Raw genomic sequence first — 21,589 nt, 5'->3', positions numbered from 1 at the left:
CCTTTCGGTCGGGTTCCCCGCGGACCGGGCGGTCAGCAGCGGGAGCAGGAGAAGCAGTGCCGCACGCTACCGAGGAGCTTCTGGAGCAGTTCGCAGACTGCTCGGCTTCATCCACTGTGCGCGACGGACGAGCCGCGCGTGCGCGGCGAGCACGTCGTCGGGGGTCACCGAGGACAGGCACGGGTGGCCGGCGACCGGGCACTCGCGGGCGCGACTGAGCCGGCACGCGGCACCCTGGTCGCCGAGCAGTTCCACCCGGTCGGTGTACGGCGCCCACTTCACGGCGGGCACCACCGGGGAGAACAGGCTGACGATCGGCGCCCCGACGGCGGCGGCCAGGTGCGCGGGACCGGTGTTGCCGACGACGACGACCTCGGCGCCGGCGAGCACCGCGGCGAGTTCGGCCGGACTGGTGCGTCCGCCGAGGTCGAGCACCGGCGTGCCGCCCTCCGTGTCGGCTCCCGTGCCGGACGCGGTCCCAGCGACGTGCGCCGTCAGCGCGCGTTCGCCGGGGGAGCCGGTGACGACCACCGGGATGCCGAGCTCGCGGTACCGGGCGACGAGTGCGCGGTGGTGCTCGGGCGGCCACGAGCGCGCCGGGACGCTCGCGCCCGGGTGGACGACCACGTACCGTTCCAGCGCACGCACCTCGGGTGGCGCGACGGCGTTGTGACGCACGACGAGCCTCCCGTCGTCGCCCGCCGGCAGCGCGAATCCCGCGGCCTGCGCGATCCGCAGTGCCCGCTCGGGTTCGGGCAGGTCCTCGGGCAGGTCCTCGCCGGGCCGGAGCCGGACGTCGAGCAGCGATCCGGGGTGGTCGACGGACGCTCCGCTGACCCGGGCGACCCCGGCCAGCCGCAACAGCACCGCCAGGGGGAGCGGCGACTGGTGGAACGAGGTGAGCACGACGGCCTCGTCCACCTGCTCCTCGGCGACCAGCGCCCGGAACGCCTGCAGCGCGTCGTCGTCGAGCGGCCGCGCGGACTCCGTGACCCAGGGCGCTCCCCACACCCGCACCCGGTCGACCCCGGGCAGCAGGTCGGCCGCCGGGGCGCCCTGCGGTCCACAGAGCAGCGTCACGTGTGCCGCTCCCGCTGCCACCGCGCGGATCGCCGGGCCGCACACCAGGACGTCGCCGAACGAGTCGAGGCGGGCGACGAGCACCCGGGTCACGGCGTGGCCGCGGGGACGTGCTGCAGCGCCAGGGCCACGGCCTCCTCGATCGTCGCCGCCACCGTCTGGGCTGCATCGACCTCCTCCGGCCTGGTCCGTGGGGTCGGCACCAGGATCGCCTGCGCGCCGGCCGCGAGCGCAGCGCCGACGTCCGCCCCGATGTCGCCGATCACGACGAGGTCGCTCGCCGGCACGCCGAGCCGCTCGGCCGCCTGCAGCACCAGTCCCGGGCGGGGCTTCCGGCAGGGGCAGTCGTCCTCGGGTCCGTGCGGGCAGACGCACCACACCGCGAAGGGTCCGACGAGTTCGTCGACCCGCGCGTTCGTCGCGTCGACCTGCTCGCGCGTCGCGCCGCCCCGGGCGATCACGGACTGGTTCGTCACGACCCCGACCGGCAGCCCGGCCTCCCGGGCTGCCTGCACCGCCCGACGTGCGCCGGGCACGGGGACGACCCGGTGCGGGTCGGCGTTGTACGGGACGTCGATCACGAGGGTGTCGTCGCGGTCGAAGAGGAGACCGCCGACGGGGCGGTCCGCGGAGAGGGCCATGTGCTCGGCATACCGGTGCCCGACCGTGGACCGGTCCAGGAAGGTCGGCGAACGCGGTGCTGGTCGCGCGCCGGGGCGACGCGGCTACCGTCGGGTCCGTGACCGCCCTCGACTCCCTGCCCCCGTCCGACGGCCGCCCCGAGCTCGTGGTGCTCCGTGCCATCAAGCTCGGCGACCTGCTGGTGGCCGTCCCGGCGCTGCGTGCCCTGCGCCGGGCCTTCCCGGACCACCGCATCAGCCTCGCGACCACCGCGTGGCTCGCCCCCGTGGTCGAGCTGCTGCCCGCCGTGGACGTGCACCTGGCGCAACAGGGTTTCGACCACCCGATCCCGGTGCCGGCCGGGGTGACCGACGTCGCGGTCAACCTGCACGGCGCCGGGCCGGAGTCCGAGGGGCTCGTCGCGGCACTCGGTGCCCGCCGGGTGATCGGGCACGGCGGCGCCGACGGCCCGACCTGGATCGAGGGACCGGTGAACGAACGCGAGCGCTGGGTCCGGTTGCTCGCGGCCCACGGCATCCCGGGCGACGCTGACGACGTCGCGATCGACCGCCCGGTCGAGCCGCCGGTCGTCGCCGACGCGGCCGTCGTGCACGTGGGGGCCTTCCACGGTGCGCGGCACTGGCCCGTCGACCGCTTCGCCGCCGTGGTGCGCGGGCTCCAGGAGCGCGGCCACCAGGTGGTCCTGACGGGAGGCTCGGAGGACGTCGAGCGCGCCGCCGCAGTCGCCGAGACGGCCGGGCTGGCGCCGTCGGCGGTCCTGGCCGGGGTGCTCGACCTGCAGCCGTTCGCCGCGGTCGTCGCCGCTGCGCGGCTCGTGGTCACGGTCGACACCGGCGCTGCGCACCTGGCGTCCGCGTACGGCATCCCCTCGGTCGTGCTCTTCGGCCCGGCACCGCCGGAGTCGTGGGGCCCGCCGGCGTCGGGACCGCACGTCGTCCTCACCGACGCCTCGGTCCGCCGTGGCGACGTGTTCTCCGAGGAACCCGACCCCGCGATCCTCGCCGTGCACCCCGCAGACGTCCTCGCCGCGGTGGACGGCCTCGACGTCCACGCCCGATGAGCACTGCGCTGTCCTGGGCGTCGGCGCCGGTCCACCAGTAGCGTCGGGCAGGCGGACCGGATCGCCCGGGGCCGTGGAGGGAGCAGACGTGTTCGAAGCGGCCAACATCCGGGACTGGATCGGCCTGCCGGTCGTCGACGAGACCGACGACAAGGTCGGCACCCTGGAGAGCATCTACTACGACACCGCTACCTCGGAGCCGGCCTTCGGTTCCGTCCAGACCGGCATGGTCGGGTTCCAGAAGCTCGTGTTCGTCCCGCTCGTCGGGGCCACCGTCACGCCGAAGCACCTGCGCGTGACCTTCCCGAAGAAGACCATCAAGGACGCGCCGTCGATCCCGACCGACGGCGAGCTCGAGGCCGACTCCGAGCCGGTGCTGTACCAGCACTTCGGTCTGGAGTACCGCACGGGCAGCGGCGGCGAGCGGCGACTCGGCCGACGCTGAGCACGGGGGCGGTAGCCTGATCGCTTCCGTCTGCCGCCCCCGCCCGAAGGTGTCGTCCTGCTCCGGTCCGTCCGCTCGACCCTGCTCACCGCAGTGGTGGTGCTCGGCGTGCTCGCCGCCGGGGTCGTGCCGGCGTCGTCGGCGTCGGCAGCGCCGCTCTGGCCGGTCCCGCAGCCCTACCGCGTGACGGCGGACCCGCCCGAGGTGCTCCCGGGGCTGCCGCCTGGCAGCGAGTACGTGGCCCTGGGCGACTCGTACTCGGCCGGGTACGGGCTCGGCGACCCGACCGGGCTGCCCGTCGCCGCCTGCGGACAGTCGGCCGCGGACTACCCGCACCGCATCGCCGCCCGGTTCGGGCTGGACCTGCACGACGTCACGTGTGGCGGGGCGACGAGTGCCGACGTCCTCGGTGGACACCAGTTCCACGGTGTCGAGCCGCAGATCGACGCCCTGTCCGAGCGCACCCGGCTGGTCACCCTGACGATCGGCGGCAACGACGCCGACCTGTTCGGGACGGCCGCGTCCTGCCTGGCGCTCTCGCCCGCTGGCCCCGTGTTCTCCGGCCGTGACGCCCCGTCCTGCCGCAGCACCCTGGTGCAGGACGGTGTCGACCAGCTCGGTGCGGCGATCCGGTCGCGGGTCGCTCTCGGGGTCGCCACCACCCTGGCGGCGATCAAGACCGCGGCGCCGAACGCCGAGGTGGTCTTCCTCGGCTACCCGGCGATCTTCCCCGACCTCGAACGCACGCCGAAGCAGGGCTGCTTCCGGTCGGCACTCGACCTCGGGACCCTGACGGGCGCGTTCCCGGCGAACGCGTTCCCCTTCACCGACACCGACGTCCGCTACCTGCACGGGGTGCAGCAGGACCTGGACGCCGTGCAGGCAGCGGCCGCTGCGGCCGCCGGGGTCCGCTTCGTCGACGTCTTCGACCGGACACAGACCCGCTCTGCCTGCGCCCGGTCCGGGGCCCTGGTGTCCGGGGTCACCCTCGACTCGACCAACGGCCTGCGCCGGATCGACCTGGAGCCCGGAGCGCTGCACCCGAACACGAAGGGCGTCGCGTACCTGGCGCGGCAGGTCGAGGCAGCGGTCCGGACCGTCGCCGGCTGAGGCCCGGTCAGGCCCGGACCCGGGCCCGGTCAGGCCCGGGCCCGGTCAGGCCTCGACGGGGTCCGGTTCGCTCGGCGCCGGTTCGGTCCGACGCTCCGCGGTCGTCCGGGCCGTCCGGCGCCCGGCTGCTCGTGGTGCACGACCAGTGCCGGGGATGACGCACACCGGCGCGACGCTCTCGCGCAGCACGTCGTGCAGCACCGACCCCGACAGCACGTGGACGTGCCCCTGTCCGAGCACCACGAGCGACGCCGTCCTGGTGTGCGCCGCGATCGCGCGTCCGGGGTGCCCCTCGACCAGCAGCGGTCGGAGCCGGAGGTCGGGGAACCGGTCCACCAGGCGGTCGGTCACGCGCTGCAGCAGGGCGGCGTTCTCCTGCCGCCACCGCAGCGGGTCCTCGGCGAAGTCGGTCAGCCCGGTCCGGGTGAGGACCGGCATCTCCCACGCCCGCAGCAGGGTCAGTCGACGGTGTCGTCGCCGCGCCTCGGCCACCGCGATGGCGACCGCCCGCTCGTCGAGGGGTTCGTCCACGGCCAGGACGACGTCGCCGTCGATCGGGTGCGGGCCGTCCGGCACGATGACGGTGGGCACGGCAGCACGTTCGGCGGCCCGGGCGGGTGCGGAGCCGATGGTCGACCCGCGACGGTTCCGGAAGGCGCCGACGACCAGCAGGTCACCCACCTCGGACTCGGTGACGAGTGCAGCGGCCAGGGGGCCGGCGTGTCGCACGATGCGCACCTCGACGTCCGGCATCGCCGCTCGGGCAGCATCGGCGACGTGCTCGGCGACCCGCTTGCCGTCCGCTCCGACGCGGCCCTCGAGCGCGGGATCGACACCGACCACTCGCAGACGTTCGACGCCGCGGTCGGCATGGGCGACGACCCACTGCAGGGCTGCGTCGTGGGGCCGTGCGGCGTCCGCTGCGATCGTGACCGTGGTCCAGGGCCCATCGGGCCGGTGCTCGTCGGTCCAGTGCTCGTCCATCCCGATCGACCTCCTCGTGAGATCCGACGGGGCGTCTGCTGGCGCTCCTGCACGCGAAGCTACCCCCGCGGCGGGCGGGCCCGGCCATGGATCCGCTGTGGGACGCCTGCGAGGACTGCGAGCGAGACCGTGCCGCGGAGCAGAGTGCAGGCATGGTGCAGAGCGCTGGGGTCCTGCTGTGGCGGACCGGTCCCGACGAGGGGGTCGAGGTCTTCGTCGCGCACATGGGCGGGCCGTTCTGGCAGCACCGTCCCCGTGCGTGGTCGGTCCCCAAGGGCGAACACGCCGCCGACGAGTCCCCGCTCGACGCGGCGGTACGGGAGTTCGCCGAGGAGATCGGCGTCCCGGTGCCCGACGTGCCGCTGGTGCTGCTCGGGACCTTCCGACAGGCCTCGGGCAAGCGCGTCACGGTGTTCGCAGGGCATGCGCAGGACTTCGACGTCGCCGAGGTCCGGAGCAACACCGTCCGGCTCGAGCTCCCACGCGGTTCGGGCCGGTTCGTCGACGTGCCGGAGGTCGACCAGGCCCAGTGGGTGCCCGTCGACCAGGCGCGCGAGCTACTCGTCGCCGGACAGGTCCCCGCGCTGGACGCCCTGCTGTCCGTCGTGCGCGCTCCGTCGATCGACCTCACGTGAACGACGCGGCGCGACGCGAACCGGACAGCCGTCGTCGCCGGTCGCTAACCTGAGCGTGTGTCGAGGCAGGTCGGCGCAGGGACAGGGGAGACGACATGCGCCGTTGGCGGACGATCACAGCCGGGTTGACCGGTGTGGCACTCGGAGTCGGGCTCGCCCTGGCCGGAGCGACGGGCGCTTCGGCGATCCCCACCGGCCACTGGGGTGACTTCACCGTCAGTGGGACGGGCAAGGCCTACACCGGCACGATGTCCATGCCCGGGTTCCCCGTGACCACCTTCAGGTCGAACGCCTCGCAGGCGACCGTGATCAGCGGCGCCTCGACGTGGCAGTCAGCAGCGACCGGGCCGGGCCAGCGGTACGGCACCAGCAAGGGCAACACGTACATCAACCAGCGCCCGAACGCGAACAACGCCGGCAGCCCCTCGGTGACGACGTACACCTTCGACGGGCCGACGCCCGCGGGCAGCTGGTCGTTCGTCCTGGGTGACATCGACGCCGACCAGGCGACGATCTCCGCCACGGTGCAGGGCGGCGCACCGGCGACCGCCGATCAGCTCGGCTTCCAGTCGTCCTACAACTCGTGCTCGGCCGCCGTCGCCGGCGGCTGGTCCTGCACGCCGGACCCCGACGGCATGACCGGGCGGGACGTACCGACGTGGAGTCCCGGGGACCTTCAGGGCACCCTCACCGGCAACGCCGCCGCCGCGGACACCGCCGGAGCGACCGCGTGGTTCACCCCGACGGTCGCGCTCGAGTCGCTGACCATCAGCTACCAGTGGCGCAGCGGGTTCCCCGTGTACCAGACGTGGTTCGCGTCGCGGACCGCCGCCATCGCCGGGACCGCCACCCTGGACGGCACGCCGATCCCGGGCTCGACGGTCACGGTCACCGCCCCACGAGGCACCGTCTACACGACGACGACGGCTGCCGACGGCACCTACGCGTTCCCGGACCTGCCGGTGATCGGCGGCTACCAGGTCGCGATCACCCCGCCGTCGGGAGCGAACGGGGACGCGACGAGGACCGGCGTGCCCCTCCTGGTGAACGGCGCTCCGAGCGACCAGACCGTCGACTTCGCCTTCACCGCCCCGCAGGGCTCGACCTCCGTGATCGGCACCGTCACCGACGAGACCGGCGCTCCGGTCGCCGACGTCCCCGTGGTGATCACCGACCCGGCGTCGCCCGGGGCCCCGCCGCTCGAGACCTCGACGAACAGCGTCGGCGTCTACATCGCCTCGGGCCTGCCGCCCGAGACGGATCTGCAGGTCGCCGTCGACGGTGGCACCCCGACTCCGATCACGACCGGCGCCGCCGGTCAGGAGCCTGTCCAGGTCGCGCCGATCCAGGCTCCGGCGGACTCCGTGTCCACCGTCTCGGGCTCCGTGACGCTCGACGGTGCTCCTGCCGCCGACGTCGTGGTGGAGCTCGTCGACAGGTCGGGCACGGTCGTCGCCACGGCCACGACCACCGCCGCGGGCGCCTATGCGTTCTCGGCCCTCCCCGGTGCCTACACCGTGCGGTCGGCGCTCCCGGCCGACGGTGCGCAGGGAACGGCCACACAAGCGGTCGACACCACTGCCGGTGACGCGTCGGCCGACTTCCGCTTCACGACGCCCTCGCCTGCCGTGCCGGAGGTCGTCGCCCAGCCGGGCACCGTGACCGACGCGGACGGAGCCCCTGCCGCGGGGGTCACGGTCGTGGCGACCCCGACCGGACCCGACTCCGGGGACGCGGTCACCACCACGACCGACGCCGACGGCGCCTTCACCCTCGATGGACTGCAGCCGACGACGGAGTACTCGATCGTCGCCGGGACGGGTGACACGGCCAGCGAGCCGGTGGTCCTCACGACCGTCGACGTGGGAGAGGCCCCGACGCCCCTCGCGGTGACCCTGCAGGCGGCGCCGACCGTCGAACAGCCCGGCACCGTGATCGATGCCGCTGGTGCACCTGCCGCGGACGTCGAGGTGGTCGCGACCCCGACGGACCCGACGACCGGTACGGCCGTGACCACGTCGACCGATGCTGACGGCGCGTTCGACCTGGTCGGACTGGCTCCGTCGACGCAGTACTCGATCGTCGCCGGGTCCGGCGCGACGGCCAGCGCGCCACAGGTCGTCACGACAGCGGCCGTCGGAGCGACTCCGGCTCCGCTGACGTTCGCCCTGACCGCAGCGGTGGTGTCGCCGAGCCCGACGCCCGGTCCGACCACGGGGCCGACGCCCGGGCCGGTGCCCGTGGCCGGTGGCGACGGCGACTCGCCCTCGGGTCCGCTCGCCTTCACGGGCGCTGAGCTCACCCCCGCGGCGATCGCGGCCGGCATCCTCGTGCTGCTCGGCGGCGGGCTGCTCACCTTCCGGGCCGCTCGCAACCGCCGCCGCACCGAGCACCTGCAGGACTAGGCCGAGGCCGGGCGGGCCGGGCCGTCGCCCGGCTCACTCGTTCGGACAACAGAAAGCACCCGACACCACGGATTCCCGTGGTGTCGGGTGCTTCTCGTTGTGCGAACGCGAACCGAACCACCCGATCGGACCGCGGACCCCCGGACCGCGGACCCCCCGGCCCGCGCCTCAGCGGGAGCGGTGGGTGGCGACCGAGCCCGTGACCGTCTGGATCGCGCGGCTGATCGTGGGGATGGACGTGGTGACGACCCCGAGCGAGGCCGTGATCGCCTCGACGGACGACGTCGACAGGTGCTCCTGGTGCGTCGAGTGCACGGGGAAGCCCCGACGTGCGGCGACGACGACCCCGAGCGACCCGAGCAGTACGACGGCGCCCGCGATCGGCAGCGTCTGCATGCCGGTCAGCCCGAGCACCTGCCCGCCGATCGCCGCACCGCCCGCGATGCCGATGTTCGACGCGCCGTTGACGAGTGCTCCGGCGATGTCGGGGGAGACACCCCCGGTGCGGATCGCCGCGGCCATGAAGAGCGTGCCCGTCGTGCCGTTCGCGGCCATCCACACGCCCGCGACGACCATGGTGCCGATGAGCGACCCGTGGACGAACGGCAGCGCGATGAACGCCGCCGCCATCGTGGCCACGGCGATGATGAGCGTCTGGCGGGGGGCCTTGTCGACGAACATGCCAGCGAGCCACAGCCCGATCACCCCGGTCGCACCGAGCACGAGCAGCGCACCGCTGACCAGCCCCGAGTCGAGCCCGGCGTCGATCGCGTACGGCCCGATGTAGGTGTAGACGACGTAGTGTCCGGCGAACAGCAGCAGGTCCGCCACGACCACGGCCAGCAGTCCGGTGCGCGCCCAGGCCGTGGGCGACCCGATGTGCGGCGAGGACGTGCCGTTCACGGCCGGCAGGAACGCGGCGGCGACCACGGCGAGCACGGCGGCGCAGACGGCCACGGCGCCGACAGCCGGTCGCCAGCCGATCGACTGCCCGACGCCGGTCGCGATCGGCACCCCGAGGACGAACCCGAGCGAGCTGCCGGAGTAGACGAAGGCGATGGCACGACCGGCGAGTCGCGGCGGGACGATGCGCGTGGCGTACGCCGACGCGACCGAGAAGAACAGCGCGTGGGCGACACCGCCGACGACCCGACCGGCGCAGACGACGGCGAACGAGGGCGCCAGCGCGACCATGAGGTTCGACATGGTGTACCCGACGAGCGTCGCGACGAGGACGCCCTTGCGCGGCAACCGGGCCGTCAGTGACGTCAGCGGCAGTGCCAGCAGCGCGACCGCCGCGGCGTACACGGTGATGACGACGCCCATCGTGGACTCGGTCACCCCGAGGTCGGTGCTCATCGTCCCGAGCAGGCCGACCGGCATGAGCTCGGTCGTGATGGCGAAGAACGTGGCGAGTCCGAGGACCGCGATGCCGACGATCGACTTCGAGGTCAGGACCGACGGGGCGCGGACCGACATCGTGACGGGTGATGCTGTGGGAGCGGACGCGGTGGTGCGCGGCATGGGCTGACCTCCTCGGGACGTGGCGGAGCGCGCGACGGATCGTCACGTCGACGGCACCACGACGGATCAGGTCGGGCAGCGCGCGCTCGGGCGGGATGTGTGGTTGGTCACTCCACGGCGAGTGCGATCCATCCAGTGTTGCACGATGCCGCCGCGATGTGAAGGAGCGCTCCAACACCCACAGCGGGCGTGTCAGAACGCCTTCGCCACGCGCCCGTCGACCCCGCCGCCGTTGAGCTCGACGACGAGCGTCCCACTGAGCGACTGCGCCGTCAGCGACACCTTCCCGTGCAGCGCGTCCGCACGCGGGTAGCAGGCCGAGGTGGCCTCGATCCGGTTCGCCGTCGCCACGAGGCAGATCGTCGACGGCTCGTTCCCCACCCCGGCCCAGACGTTCCAGGGCGTCGCGGCGTCGTCGCCGCTCAGCGACCGGTTCGTGAACACCAGCCGGGTGCTGTGCAGCTTCACCGGCGCCTCGACCGACCCGGGGATCTGGTCAGCGTAGGTCTGCGGCGCGTCGAGCAACTGCTCGAGCGTGATGGTCCCGGGCGTCGGCGTGACCGAGGGCGACGCCGGCACCGCCGGGTACACGGTCCGGACCGCCACCCCGGCGCCGAACGCGATCACGATCGCGGCCGCCGCACCGCCGGCGAGCCACGGGCGCGCCCGAGCGCTCCGCATGATCCGCAGCACACGGTCGCGGATCCGCGCGCCGGTCGACACGGGTGGGGCACCGGACGGGAGGCCCTGGTCACCACCGACGGTCGGCTGTCCGCCGGACGCGGGGCGCGCCTCCTGGCCGTGGTCCGGACCCACGGACCGGTCTGGCACTGCGGTCCGGTCCGGCACTGCGGGCTGCGCCGCCGCGAGCGACGGCTGCTCGGTCGAGGACGCCACGGTCGCTGGTCCCGAAGCAGCCGACTGCGGGGCCGCGGGTGCGGCCGTCTTCCGGGACTGCGTCGACGCGCGCCGACCGAGGTCGGCCAGTGCGATCCGGGCCCGTGCCGCCTCGGCGGGGGACGATCCCGCACCCCACGCGATGCCTTCGAGGCGCGCGCGTTCGCGGTCCGTGTCGCGGTCGCCGTCGGCCATGCGCACTCCCGGGTCGGGTCGATGCTGTCTCGCCTTCATCGTGGCACTCCGCGGACAGCGGTGCGCACCCAGTCCGGGGGCCCTGTCCGGATCCGGTGGGTGTAGGCCTGGTGCATGACAGACGCACGCGAACCCGATCCCGAGGTCATCGAGCCGGTCAGCCACGACGTCACCTCGGGGGAGGCCGACTACGTCGCGACGAACCCCGGCGGCAGCGGTGTCGAGCGCCGCAACCCGCTGCCGGACGAGGAACAGGGTCGGGGCACCGAGTACGACCCCGTCGACCAGGGCCCGGAACACGAGGGCTGACCGCAGCGGAGCGCGCCCGCCGCTCAGCGCAGCGCGCGACGCAGCACGGCCCGCTCGCCGGCGGTCCAACCAGCACTCGTGAGCACGTACAGTGCCGCGGCCAGCGGAGCGATCGCCGCGAAGACGACGGTCACGAACGGCACCCACCGGGTCACGGCCGTCGTCACCGCAGCCCCGGGCACCGCCGTGTCGACCGGCGTCGGCGGGTTCCACCGCAGGTTCGCCCGCCGCGTGAGCTCCACCACGACCGCCAGGGCGACGAGCACGAGCAGGACGACCCACCCGTGCACCCACAGCGGCGACGTCACGACGGCGACGAACGAGTGCCCGAGCGGGATGCCGACCAGCGTGGCGTCGAGCAGCGTGTTCGCCGCACCCGCGATGCTCGCGTGCGTGAACAGGGCGTAGACGAGCGACACCACGGGCGCCTGCGCCAGCACGGGCAGGCACCCGGCGAGCGGTGACACGTGCTCCGAGGTGTACAGCTCCTGGACCGCCTGCTGCAGGCGCGCCGTGTCGCGACCGTGGCGCTTCCGGAGCGCGGCGAGCTGCGGCGCGAGCCGACGTCGGTCGCGTTCGGCGCGGACCTGCAGGACGGCGAGGGGGACGAGCAGGGCGCGGACGGCGAGGGTCGCGACGACGACGGCGAGGGCCGCGGCGAGCGGGCCGGCGACGGGGGTCAGGCCCGCGGTCAGTGCGGCGAGCAGGTCGGCGCCGGCGTGCAGCGCGGCGGCGACGAAGGGCCCGACGAGTGGCAGGGTGGAGAGGTCCATGACGGTTCCGATCGGTGGTGGTGGGCGGGGTCGACGAACGACCTGCGCACCGGATCGGTGTCAGGCCGTGGGCGTCGCCCCCGGAGCCCGCGGTCGGGCGTGCCCGTCGGCGTCGGGGTGGCTCCACGCGATCCGCACGACCAGGTCCTGACCGGTCTCGCGACTGCGGAGCCCGGGTGTCGACGGGGCGCCGAGCACGAGCGCGAGCACCTGCGCGACGAGCACCGCCGCGGCGACGGCGGCGATCCCGAACCCGGCAAGGGCCAGCAGCGGCAGCGCCCCCGAGGCCGGGTCGACGAGGAGCAGCGCGGCGACTGCGCGCAGGAACACCTCGATGACGGCCATGGTCTGATCAGCGTAACGCCCGCGTGCCGCTGCCGACCGGCGGCCCGGGCGGGAGATGATCGCCGCATGACCGCTGGTTCCCCGAGCACCCCCGCGACCCTCGCGTTGGAGCGCGCCGGAGTGCCGTTCACGCCGCACGTCTACGAGCACCACGAGACCGCGACGAACTTCGGCGAGGAAGCCGCGGCCGCGCTGGGCCTCCGCGAGGAGCAGGTCTTCAAGACGCTGGTGGTGTCCGTCGACGGCACCCTGGCGGTGGCGATCGTCCCGGTCGCGAACCGGCTCGACCTCAAGGCCATCGCCGCTGCGGTCGGCGGCAAGAAGGCCACGCTCGCCGACCCGGCCCTCGCCGAGCGACGGACCGGGTACGTCGTGGGGGGCATCAGCCCCGTCGGACAGCGCTCGCACATCCCCACGGTGCTCGACGAGTCGGCGACGACCTACGCGACGATCTTCGTGTCCGGCGGACGACGGGGCTTCGACATCGAGATCGCCCCGGCCGACCTGCTCGCCGTGACCGAGGGCACCACCGCCGCGATCGCACGGACCTGAGTCGCGTCGCCGCAAGTTCTTCGTCGGACCGGGAATGACCCGGCTCCTCCTGCGTTGCATTGAGTCGAAGGCACTCAAGTTCCCAGGAGGTCCCGTTGCCAGCAACGTCCGGTCCGACCAACGGCAGTGACGCGTTCGACGCGTTCCTCGCCCGACTCCTCGCGGCCCAGAACACCGGCGCCCAGCGATCCGCACCGCTGGGACGCCCCGTCGACATCACGCGGATGCTCAGCCGCCGCACCCACGACCTGCTCCAGCGCACCGCCGCCTACGCGGTGTCCCAGGGACAGCGTGAGGTCGACGCCCTGCACGTCCTGCACGAGCTCGTCGCCACCGAACCGTTCGACGCGGTCGTCCGGTCCGCGGGCGTCGACCCCGAGCACCTGGCCGACGAGGTCGAGCAGCGGCTGCCGGCACCGTCCGACGAGCCCGTCGACGACCGCCCCGCGCTCACCCCGAGCGCGCAGCGCATCCTCGTCGAGGCCACCCAGGCGGCACGGGCGTTCGGCAGCACCTACACCGACCCCGAGCACGTCTTCTTCGCGCTCGTCATGGACCAGGAGACCGTCACCGGTCAGCTCCTCGCGAGCGCCGGCGTCACGCCCCAGGTCATGCAGTCGTACGCACAGCAGGCCGCCGAGGCGGCTCGAGAGGGGCGCCCGATGCCCGGCACCACCCAAGCGGACCAGCAGCAGTCCGACACGCCGACGCTCGACCAGTTCGGCACCGACCTCACCGAGCGCGCCCGCCAGGGCGGCATCGACCCGGTGATCGGTCGCACGGACGAGATCGAGCAGACCGTCGAGATCCTGCTGCGCCGCTCCAAGAACAACCCCGTGCTGATCGGTGAGCCCGGCGTCGGCAAGACCGCGATCGTCGAGGGCCTCGCGCAGCGCATCGCCGACGGCGACGTGCCCAGCCTGTTGCAGGGCAAGCGCGTCGTCGCCCTCGACCTGCCCGGGATGCTCTCCGGCACCCGCTACCGCGGCGACTTCGAGGAACGCCTCACGAACGCGATGGACGAGATCGCCGCACACGCCGACGAGCTCATCGTCTTCGTCGACGAACTGCACACGGTCGTCGGCGCCGGTGGTGGTGGCGAGAGCGGCTCGATGGACGCCGGCAACATCCTCAAGCCGCGTCTGGCCCGAGGCGACCTGCACATGGTCGGCGCGACGACGCTCAAGGAGTACCGCCGGATCGAGAAGGACGCCGCGCTCGAGCGTCGGTTCCAGCCCGTCACGGTGGGGGAGCCGAGCGTCGAGGACGCCGTCGCGATCCTCACCGGCCTCGCTCCCCGCTACGCCGAGCACCACGGCGTGGCGTACACCGACGACGCCCTGCGCGCCGCCGTCGAGCTCTCGCACCGCTACGTCACCGACCGGCACCTGCCCGACAAGGCCATCGACCTGATCGACCAGGCCGGCGCACGTCGGCGCCTGGCCCGGTCGGGCGAGGTCGACCTCGAGGCGCTCCGCGACCAGGTCGCGGAGCTGCACGCCGACAAGGACCGCGCCGTGGCTGCGGAGCTGTACGAAGAAGCGTCGCGCCTGCGCGACCAGGCGGCCGACCTGGAGGCCCGGATCACCGCCGCCTCGCTGGCGGACACTGGCGGGGCCTCCCGTCCGACAGCTGCTGATCCGGACGGCTCGACCAGCGAGATCACCGAAGCCGACATCGCCGCGGTGGTGGCGCGTGCCACCGGCATCCCCGCGACCCGCCTGAGCCAGGGCGACCGCACGCGGCTCGCCGCGCTCGAGGACGAGCTCCACGAGCGTGTCGTCGGCCAGGACGACGCGGTGCGGGCGATCGCCACGGCGGTGCGGCGCAGCCGGACCGGCATGGGCGACCCGGACCGTCCGGTGGGCAGCTTCCTGTTCCTCGGCCCGACCGGTGTCGGCAAGACCGAACTGGCGAAGTCGCTCGCGGCGTCGCTGTTCGGTGACGAGTCGGCGATGCTCCGCTTCGACATGAGCGAGTTCGGCGAGCGCCACACCGTGTCGCGGCTGGTCGGTGCCCCTCCCGGGTACGTCGGCTACGACGAGGCCGGACAGCTCACCGAGCGCGTCCGTCGCAACCCGTACTCGGTCGTGCTGCTCGACGAGGTCGAGAAGGCGCACCCGGACGTGTTCAACCTGCTGCTGCAGGTGCTCGACGACGGACGACTGACCGACGGGCAGGGCCGGACGGTCGACTTCCGGAACACGGTCGTCATCATGACGTCGAACATCGGCTCGGAGTTCCTGGCCTCACGGTCCGGCGCCCTCGGGTTCTCGGCGTCGGCGGACGGCGGGTTCTCGGAGGACGACCTGCGGCAGCGCGTGATGGGCAAGCTCCGCGAGGCGATGCGGCCGGAGTTCATCAACCGCATCGACGACATCGTGCTGTTCCGCAAGCTCGAGGCGCCGCAGCTGCAGGCCATCGTGTCGCTGCTGCTCGCCGAGACCTCGATGCGGCTGCTCGCGCAGGACATGGTCCTGTCGGTGTCCGACGAGGCAGTCACCTGGCTCGGGTCGCACGGCTCCGAGCCCGAGTACGGCGCCCGTCCGCTGCGGCGCCTGATCCAGCGCGAGGTCGACGACCGCATCGCGACCCTGGTGGTCGACGGTGCCGCGCACGCCGGTGACACCGTCCGGATCACGGTCGGCGACGGCGGGCTCGTCGCCCATGTGACGGCTCCCGCGACGGTCTGATCCGCTCGACCACACGACGGCCCGGTACCCCTTCGGTACCGGGCCGTCGTCGTGTGCAGAATGCTGTCTCGGGTGATCTCCTGGAAAAGGGTTGCGCTCGCATTCCCGGTGCGGATAGTGTTCACGAGCATCACCGGCTGTACGACGACGAAAGGGGGCCGACAATGATGATCACCGCGATGAACCCGTTCCGTGGAATCCGTGGGATCGGCGGTTCCCCGTTCGGTCGCCACTGACGCGGGGACCGTCCCGCTCCAGCCTCGATCGCGTGCGCACTCCGTGCACGCAGTCGCTGCGCACGCGCCGCTGACTCGGCGCCGCGCACCGACATCCTGACGCCGCTCCACTGCGCCGGGCACGCCACTGACCAGCACCGCTGATCCGTGTCGTGCCCGTGCCAGCGGTGTCGCGCCGATCGACCTGAGCGAGCGACGTCCCCGCGACGCCTCCACGACCGCGCCCGAGCATCCACAGCCTCGGTCGCGCGGAAATGCAGTCGTGCGCATTCATCGCGCACGCTGCCGACATTCCTGCCCGTTTCCTCGGGTCATTCATCCTGCCCGCGTCCGCGGGTCGTTCGTCGTGCCCTCGAGGCACGCGGGAAAGGCACGATCGTGTCGAACCACGTCCATCTCCGTCCACCCGACACCCGCGCTGCACGTCGCCGGGTGTCCCTGACCGACCGGGTCGCACTGCGCCTCGGGCTCTGGCTCATCCTCTGGAGCCGCCGCACCCGGCGCACCCCGCGACCGCGGGTCGATCCCGCGCTGCGGGTGCAGCTCGAGCGCGAGCGGGAGCAGCGCGAGGCCGCGGCGCTCGCGCTCATGCGCGCCTGGCGCTGACCCGGGCCGTGCCGCGTGCGGCGTGCCCGCGCCGAGCCCATGGTGCGAGGTTCTGGACACCGTGCGACGTTGCAACCTCGCACGGTGTCCGCAACCTCGCACCGCGCGGCGGCGTCCGCGCGGTCGACTACCGTTGTGCGGTGACCGAAACCGCTGCTGCCCTCGTCGAACGCCTCACCGCGATCGTGCCGGACTTCCCCAAGCCCGGCATCCTGTTCCGCGACGTGACGCCGGTCTTCTCCGACCCCGTCGCCTTCGGCCGAGTGTGCGAGGCCCTCGCTGCCCCGTTCGCCGTCGGCGGTGGGTTCCAGGCCGTCGCCGGCATCGAGGCGCGCGGCTTCGCCCTGGCCGGGGGCATCGCGGCCCAGCACCAGGTCGGCGTGCTCACCGTGCGCAAGGCCGGCAAGCTCCCGGGCGAGGTGCTCAGCGAGCAGTACGCGCTCGAGTACGGCGAGGCCGAGCTGGAGCTCCGCCCGGGGCAGCTGCCCGCGGGCACCCGGGTGCTCGTCGTCGACGACGTCCTCGCCACGGGTGGGACCGCTGCCGCGACGGTGACGCTGCTCGAGCGCGCCGGGTACCAGGCGATCGGGTTCGCCTCCCTGCTCGAGCTCGACGGACTCGCCGGTCGGGAGCGCCTCGAGCCGCGCCTGCCCGTCACGACGCTCGGCCGCGTTCCGGCCTGAGCCGACCGCAAGCGACCGCAGCAGACCGCGGTCGACCGCGGTCGACCGCGACCTGCGCTGCCCGAGCCGCACTAGTCTTGACGCACCCATTCGATCGAGGAGTCCCATCATCGTGACCGAGTCAGTCGCCCCCGCGCCCGCCGAGCTTCCCCAGGCCCCCGAGCCCCGCACCGCGACGACGACCACGACGGGCACCGAGCTGTTCGACGGCGTGCGCGGCGTCGTCGCCATCCGGGTCGACGGCGTCCTCAAGGACCTGGCCGCCGACGTCGCAGCGGGGGAGACCGCCGAACCGGTGACGCTCGACGAGCAGGACGGTCTCGACATCCTCCGGCACTCGGCCGCACACGTGCTCGCCCAGGCCGTGCAGCAGATCAACCCGGATGCCAAGCTCGGCATCGGCCCGCCCGTCACCGACGGCTTCTACTACGACTTCGACGTCGCCGAGCCGTTCACGCCCGAAGACCTCAAGGCGATCGAGAAGGGCATGGACCGCATCGTCAAGCAGGCCCAGCGCTTCCGTCGCGTCGTCGTGACCGACGACCAGGCCCGTGAGCTGATGGCGGGAGAGCCCTACAAGCAGGAGCTCATCGGGCTCAAGGGCGCTGCCGCCGAGGGCGACTCGGGCGAGAGCGTCGAGGTCGGTGCCGGCGAGCTCACCGTGTACGAGAACGTCGACCCGAAGTCGGGCGAGGTCGTGTGGCAGGACCTGTGCCGCGGGCCGCACGTGCCGCACACCCGGTGGATCGGCAACGCCGCCAAGCTCATGCGCGTCGCCGCTGCCTACTGGCGCGGGTCCGAGAAGAACCCGCAGCTCCAGCGCATCTACGGCACCGCGTGGCCGGACAAGGACCAGCTCAAGGCGTACCTCGTCCGTCTCGAAGAAGCCGCCAAGCGCGACCACCGCAAGCTCGGCGCCGAGCTCGACCTGTTCTCGTTCCCCGACGAGATCGGCTCGGGGCTGGCCATCTTCCACCCCAAGGGCGGCATCATCCGCCGCGAGATGGAGGACTACTCGCGTCGCCGGCACGAGGAGAACGGCTACTCGTTCGTCTACACGCCGCACATCACCAAGGGCGACCTGTTCGAGCAGTCCGGGCACCTCGGCTGGTACAAGGACGGCATGTTCCCGGCCATGCACATGGACCAGGCGACGGACGAGGACGGCAACGTCACCCGGCAGGGGGCGGACTACTACCTCAAGCCGATGAACTGCCCGATGCACATCCTGGCGTACCGCTCGCAGGCCCGGTCCTACCGCGACCTGCCGCTGCGGATGTTCGAGTTCGGCACGGTCTACCGCAACGAGAAGTCCGGCGTCATCCACGGGCTCACCCGCGTGCGCGGCATGACCCAGGACGACGCGCACATCTTCACCACCAAGGAGAAGATGAAGGAGGAGCTGACCACGACCCTCGAGTTCGTGCTGTCGCTCCTGCGGGACTACGGCCTCGACGACTTCTACCTCGAGCTCTCCACCAAGGACCCGGAGAAGTACGTCGGCGACGACGACGTCTGGGACGAAGCGACGAACACCCTGCGCGAGGTCGCCGAGGAGTCCGGGCTCGAGCTCGTTCCCGACCCCGCCGGCGCCGCGTTCTACGGCCCGAAGATCTCCGTGCAGGCCCGTGACGCCATCGGCCGCACCTGGCAGATGTCCACCGTGCAGCTCGACTTCAACCTGCCCGAGCGCTTCGGCATCGAGTACGCCGCTGCCGACGGCACCCGTCAGCGTCCGGTGATGATCCACCGTGCGCTCTTCGGCTCCATCGAGCGGTTCTTCGGCGTGCTGACCGAGCACTACGCGGGTGCCTTCCCGGCCTGGCTCGCGCCGGTGCAGGTCGTCGGCATCCCCGTGGCAGAGGAGTACGGCGACTACCTCGACCAGGTGATCGCGAAGCTCCGCGCCCACGGCGTCCGTGCCGAGGTGGACCACTCGGACGACCGCATGCAGAAGAAGATCCGCACGCACACCAAGCAGAAGGTGCCGTTCCAGCTCATCGCCGGTGGCGACGACCGTGACGCCGGCGCGGTGAGCTTCCGGTTCCGCGACGGCCGTCAGGACAACGGCGTGCCCGTGGACGAGGCCGTGGACCGCATCCTCACGGCGATCCGCGAGCGCGCGCAGGTCTGATGACTCGTCCAGGAGGGCCGGAGCAGGTTCCGGAGACCGGCCACGTCGACGACGTGGCCGGTCTCGACCCGGCGACCACGGCCTCCCGTCCGGACCCGCTGGTGATCCGCGACGCCGCCACCGGCGCGGCGGTGCCGGACGCCTTCCAGCGCCTCTGGAACCCGCACCGGATGGCCTACATCGACGCCGGGCGACAGGGGGAGGGGCGCGGCCACAAGGACGACTGCCCGTTCTGCGAGGCGCCGCACAAGTCCGACGAGGACGCCCTCATCGTGGTCCGCGGGGACCACGCCTACGTCCTGCTCAACCTGTTCCCGTACAACAACGGCCACCTGCTCGTCTGCCCGTACCGGCACGTCCCGCTCTACGACGAGGCCACGCCGGACGAGCTCCGCGAGATGGGGGAGCTGACCCAGACCGCGATGCGGGTGCTGCGGCAGGTCGCGCACTGCGACGGCTTCAACATCGGCATGAACCAGGGCGAGGTCGCCGGCGCCGGCGTGGCCGGCCACCTGCACCAGCACGTCGTGCCGCGCTGGGAGTCGGACTCGAACTTCTTCCCGGTCATCGCGCGCACCAAGTCGATGTCGCAGCTGCTCGGTGACACGCGCCGACTCGTCGCCGAGGGCTGGCCGACCGGCGCCTGACGCCGCGGCGCCTGTCGCAGCCGAGCACTAGGATGGACGGCATCATGAGCGACAGCACCAGCACCCCCGACCCCAGCACCCACGGCACCTCGATCACCGGTTCCTCCCGGGTCAAGCGCGGCCTGGCGGAGATGCTCAAGGGCGGCGTGATCATGGACGTCGTCGACGCCGAGCAGGCCCGCATCGCGGAGGAAGCCGGCGCGACCGCGGTCATGGCCCTCGAGCGCGTCCCCGCCGACATCCGCGCCCAGGGCGGCGTCGCCCGCATGTCCGACCCCTCGATGATCGAGGAGATCATCGCGAGCGTGTCGATCCCCGTCATGGCGAAGGCCCGCATCGGCCACTTCGTCGAGGCCCAGGTCCTGCAGGAGCTCGGCGTCGACTACATCGACGAGTCAGAAGTCCTCTCGCCCGCCGACTACGTCAACCACATCGACAAGTGGAACTTCACCACGCCGTTCGTGTGTGGTGCGACCAACCTCGGCGAAGCCCTCCGCCGCATCACCGAGGGCGCGGCGATGATCCGCTCCAAGGGCGAAGCCGGCACCGGTGACGTGTCCGAGGCGACCAAGCACATCCGCACCATCTCGAAGGAGATCGCGGCGCTGCGCCACCTGAAGGAAGACGAGCTCTACGTCGCCGCCAAGGAACTGCAGGCGCCGTACGACGTGGTCAAGGAAGTCGCCGCGACCGGCAAGCTCCCCGTCGTGCTCTTCACCGCGGGCGGCGTGGCCACCCCTGCCGACGCCGCGATGATGATGCAGCTCGGCGCCGACGGTGTCTTCGTCGGCTCCGGCATCTTCAAGTCGGGCGACCCCGCCAAGCGTGCCGCTGCGATCGTCAAGGCCACGACCTTCCACGACGACCCCAAGGTCATCGCCGAGGTCTCCCGCGGACTCGGCGAGGCCATGGTCGGCATCAACGTCGCCGACGTCCCCGCACCGCACCGCCTCGCCGAGCGTGGCTGGTAGTCCGACCGGCGGCGCGGTACCCCGCATCGGGGTGCTCGCGCTGCAGGGGGACTTCCGGGAACACATCGCTTCGCTGACGGCGCTCGGGGCCGACGTCGTGCCGCTCCGCCGTCCGGAGGAGATCGACGCGCTGCACGGCGTCGTCGTCCCGGGCGGTGAGTCCAGCGTGATGGACAAGCTGTCGCGGGCGTTCGGTGTCGCCGAGCCACTGGCCGAGGCGATCCGCGGGGGACTGCCCACGTACGGCACCTGCGCCGGGATGATCATGCTGAGCCAACGCCTCACCAGCGCCATCGCCGGACAGCAGACGCTGGGGATCCTCGACACCACGGTCCGCCGGAACGCCTTCGGCAACCAGAACGACTCGTTCGAGGTGGACATCCCGATGCCCGACCTGGGCGAGGCCCCGGTGCACGCCGTGTTCATCCGGGCCCCCGTGGTCGAGCAGCACGGTCCCGGTGTGCACGTGCTCGGCGCTCTGGGTGACGGGCAGGTGGTCGCGGTGCAGCAGGGGAACGTCATCGCCAGCGCCTTCCACCCCGAGGTCGCGGGCGAGGACCGCTTCCACCGCCGGTTCCTCGAACTCGTCCACAGCGCCTGACGGACCACCGTCCGTCCACAGGCCCTGCGTGCCGAGCGCGCACCGAGCCATCCGGTCGGTAA

Annotated in this window: 21 protein-coding genes; 14 read left to right on the top strand and 7 right to left on the bottom strand. The window is 72.7% G+C overall.

Annotation, left to right across the window (positions count from 1 at the left end; all coding sequences use genetic code 11):
* Positions 1-66 precede the first annotated feature (66 nt).
* Both BIU90_RS14160 and BIU90_RS18775 read right to left on the bottom strand, forming a co-directional pair.
* Entirely contained in the window at positions 67-1,173 is a 1,107-nt protein-coding gene (locus BIU90_RS14160; RefSeq protein ID WP_071300818.1) for a glycosyltransferase family 9 protein, read from the bottom strand.
* Positions 1,170-1,721 carry an HAD-IIIA family hydrolase gene (locus BIU90_RS18775; RefSeq protein WP_071300817.1) on the bottom strand — a complete coding sequence of 184 codons (552 nt, stop codon included), beginning with the start codon at positions 1,719-1,721 and terminating at the stop codon, positions 1,170-1,172. Before BIU90_RS18775 ends, BIU90_RS14160 begins: the two co-directional genes overlap by 4 nt.
* A gap of 98 nt (positions 1,722-1,819) precedes the next feature.
* On the opposite strand from BIU90_RS18775, the gene BIU90_RS14150 reads away from it, so the two are divergent.
* From BIU90_RS14150 to BIU90_RS14140, 3 genes are all read left to right on the top strand, one after another.
* Positions 1,820-2,782, top strand: coding sequence for a glycosyltransferase family 9 protein (locus tag BIU90_RS14150; protein ID WP_071301054.1), 963 nt, complete (start codon positions 1,820-1,822; stop codon positions 2,780-2,782).
* Between the two features lie 88 nt (positions 2,783-2,870).
* On the top strand, positions 2,871-3,227 hold the full coding sequence (locus BIU90_RS14145) for a PRC-barrel domain-containing protein (protein WP_071301053.1): 357 nt from the start codon (positions 2,871-2,873) through the stop codon (positions 3,225-3,227).
* A gap of 93 nt (positions 3,228-3,320) precedes the next feature.
* Positions 3,321-4,337 carry an SGNH/GDSL hydrolase family protein gene (locus tag BIU90_RS14140; protein WP_071300816.1) on the top strand — a complete coding sequence of 339 codons (1,017 nt, stop codon included), beginning with the start codon at positions 3,321-3,323 and terminating at the stop codon, positions 4,335-4,337.
* Between the two features lie 45 nt (positions 4,338-4,382).
* Here BIU90_RS14140 and BIU90_RS14135 read toward each other — a convergent pair whose 3' ends face one another.
* Complete coding sequence (locus BIU90_RS14135; RefSeq protein ID WP_071300815.1) at positions 4,383-5,321, bottom strand: universal stress protein; 939 nt, start codon at positions 5,319-5,321, stop codon at positions 4,383-4,385.
* Positions 5,322-5,473: 152 nt separating this feature from the next.
* Here BIU90_RS14135 and BIU90_RS14130 point away from each other — a divergent pair, with 152 nt between their 5' ends.
* Positions 5,474-5,956 (top strand): NUDIX domain-containing protein, encoded by a 483-nt coding sequence (locus BIU90_RS14130; RefSeq protein WP_071300814.1) that lies wholly within the window; start codon positions 5,474-5,476, stop codon positions 5,954-5,956.
* Between the two features lie 95 nt (positions 5,957-6,051).
* A complete protein-coding gene (locus tag BIU90_RS14125) occupies positions 6,052-8,361 on the top strand; it encodes a carboxypeptidase-like regulatory domain-containing protein (RefSeq protein ID WP_083403963.1) in 2,310 nt (769 codons plus the stop codon).
* Between the two features lie 168 nt (positions 8,362-8,529).
* On the opposite strand, the gene BIU90_RS14120 is transcribed toward BIU90_RS14125, so the two are convergent.
* On the bottom strand, positions 8,530-9,885 hold the full coding sequence (locus BIU90_RS14120; RefSeq protein ID WP_071300812.1) for an MFS transporter: 1,356 nt from the start codon (positions 9,883-9,885) through the stop codon (positions 8,530-8,532).
* A 192-nt stretch (positions 9,886-10,077) separates the two neighbouring features.
* The gene (locus tag BIU90_RS14115) at positions 10,078-10,977 is read right to left on the bottom strand and encodes a hypothetical protein (RefSeq protein ID WP_071300811.1); all 900 of its coding nucleotides are present in this window, start codon (positions 10,975-10,977) and stop codon (positions 10,078-10,080) included.
* Between the two features lie 114 nt (positions 10,978-11,091).
* Between BIU90_RS14115 and BIU90_RS14110 the strand changes: the two genes are divergently transcribed.
* A complete protein-coding gene (locus tag BIU90_RS14110; protein ID WP_071300810.1) occupies positions 11,092-11,286 on the top strand; it encodes a hypothetical protein in 195 nt (64 codons plus the stop codon).
* A gap of 23 nt (positions 11,287-11,309) precedes the next feature.
* Here the strand turns inward: BIU90_RS14110 and yidC are convergent, their stop codons facing one another.
* Together yidC and BIU90_RS14100 are read right to left on the bottom strand one after the other, a co-directional pair.
* The gene (gene yidC / locus BIU90_RS14105; protein ID WP_071300809.1) at positions 11,310-12,059 is read right to left on the bottom strand and encodes a membrane protein insertase YidC; all 750 of its coding nucleotides are present in this window, start codon (positions 12,057-12,059) and stop codon (positions 11,310-11,312) included.
* A 60-nt stretch (positions 12,060-12,119) separates the two neighbouring features.
* Positions 12,120-12,404 (bottom strand): DUF6412 domain-containing protein, encoded by a 285-nt coding sequence (locus tag BIU90_RS14100; protein WP_071300808.1) that lies wholly within the window; start codon positions 12,402-12,404, stop codon positions 12,120-12,122.
* 66 nt (positions 12,405-12,470) lie between these two features.
* Here BIU90_RS14100 and ybaK point away from each other — a divergent pair, with 66 nt between their 5' ends.
* From ybaK to pdxT, 8 genes are all read left to right on the top strand, one after another.
* A complete protein-coding gene (ybaK, locus tag BIU90_RS14095) occupies positions 12,471-12,956 on the top strand; it encodes a Cys-tRNA(Pro) deacylase (protein WP_071300807.1) in 486 nt (161 codons plus the stop codon).
* 95 nt (positions 12,957-13,051) lie between these two features.
* Entirely contained in the window at positions 13,052-15,649 is a 2,598-nt protein-coding gene (locus BIU90_RS14090; protein ID WP_071300806.1) for an ATP-dependent Clp protease ATP-binding subunit, read from the top strand.
* A 614-nt stretch (positions 15,650-16,263) separates the two neighbouring features.
* Complete coding sequence (locus tag BIU90_RS18405) at positions 16,264-16,491, top strand: hypothetical protein (RefSeq protein ID WP_139195282.1); 228 nt, start codon at positions 16,264-16,266, stop codon at positions 16,489-16,491.
* 140 nt (positions 16,492-16,631) lie between these two features.
* Positions 16,632-17,174, top strand: a complete 543-nt coding sequence (locus tag BIU90_RS14085) for an adenine phosphoribosyltransferase (RefSeq protein ID WP_071300805.1) — start codon at positions 16,632-16,634, stop codon at positions 17,172-17,174.
* A gap of 211 nt (positions 17,175-17,385) precedes the next feature.
* Entirely contained in the window at positions 17,386-19,308 is a 1,923-nt protein-coding gene (gene thrS / locus BIU90_RS14080) for a threonine--tRNA ligase (protein ID WP_254787077.1), read from the top strand.
* A complete protein-coding gene (locus tag BIU90_RS14075) occupies positions 19,308-19,955 on the top strand; it encodes an HIT domain-containing protein (RefSeq protein WP_083403962.1) in 648 nt (215 codons plus the stop codon). The genes thrS and BIU90_RS14075 overlap by 1 nt, the downstream gene beginning before the upstream one ends.
* Before the next feature lie 44 nt (positions 19,956-19,999).
* Positions 20,000-20,926 (top strand): pyridoxal 5'-phosphate synthase lyase subunit PdxS, encoded by a 927-nt coding sequence (pdxS, locus tag BIU90_RS14070; protein WP_071301050.1) that lies wholly within the window; start codon positions 20,000-20,002, stop codon positions 20,924-20,926.
* The gene (gene pdxT / locus BIU90_RS14065; RefSeq protein WP_071300804.1) at positions 20,916-21,527 is read left to right on the top strand and encodes a pyridoxal 5'-phosphate synthase glutaminase subunit PdxT; all 612 of its coding nucleotides are present in this window, start codon (positions 20,916-20,918) and stop codon (positions 21,525-21,527) included. The genes pdxS and pdxT overlap by 11 nt, the downstream gene beginning before the upstream one ends.
* The last annotated feature ends 62 nt before the right edge of the window (positions 21,528-21,589 follow it).

This window comes from Curtobacterium sp. MCBA15_001, assembly GCF_001864835.1.
Classification (GTDB): Bacteria; Actinomycetota; Actinomycetes; order Actinomycetales; family Microbacteriaceae; genus Curtobacterium.
Note: the sequence above shows the minus strand (reverse complement) of the source record. Positions and strands in the feature narration are given on the sequence as shown.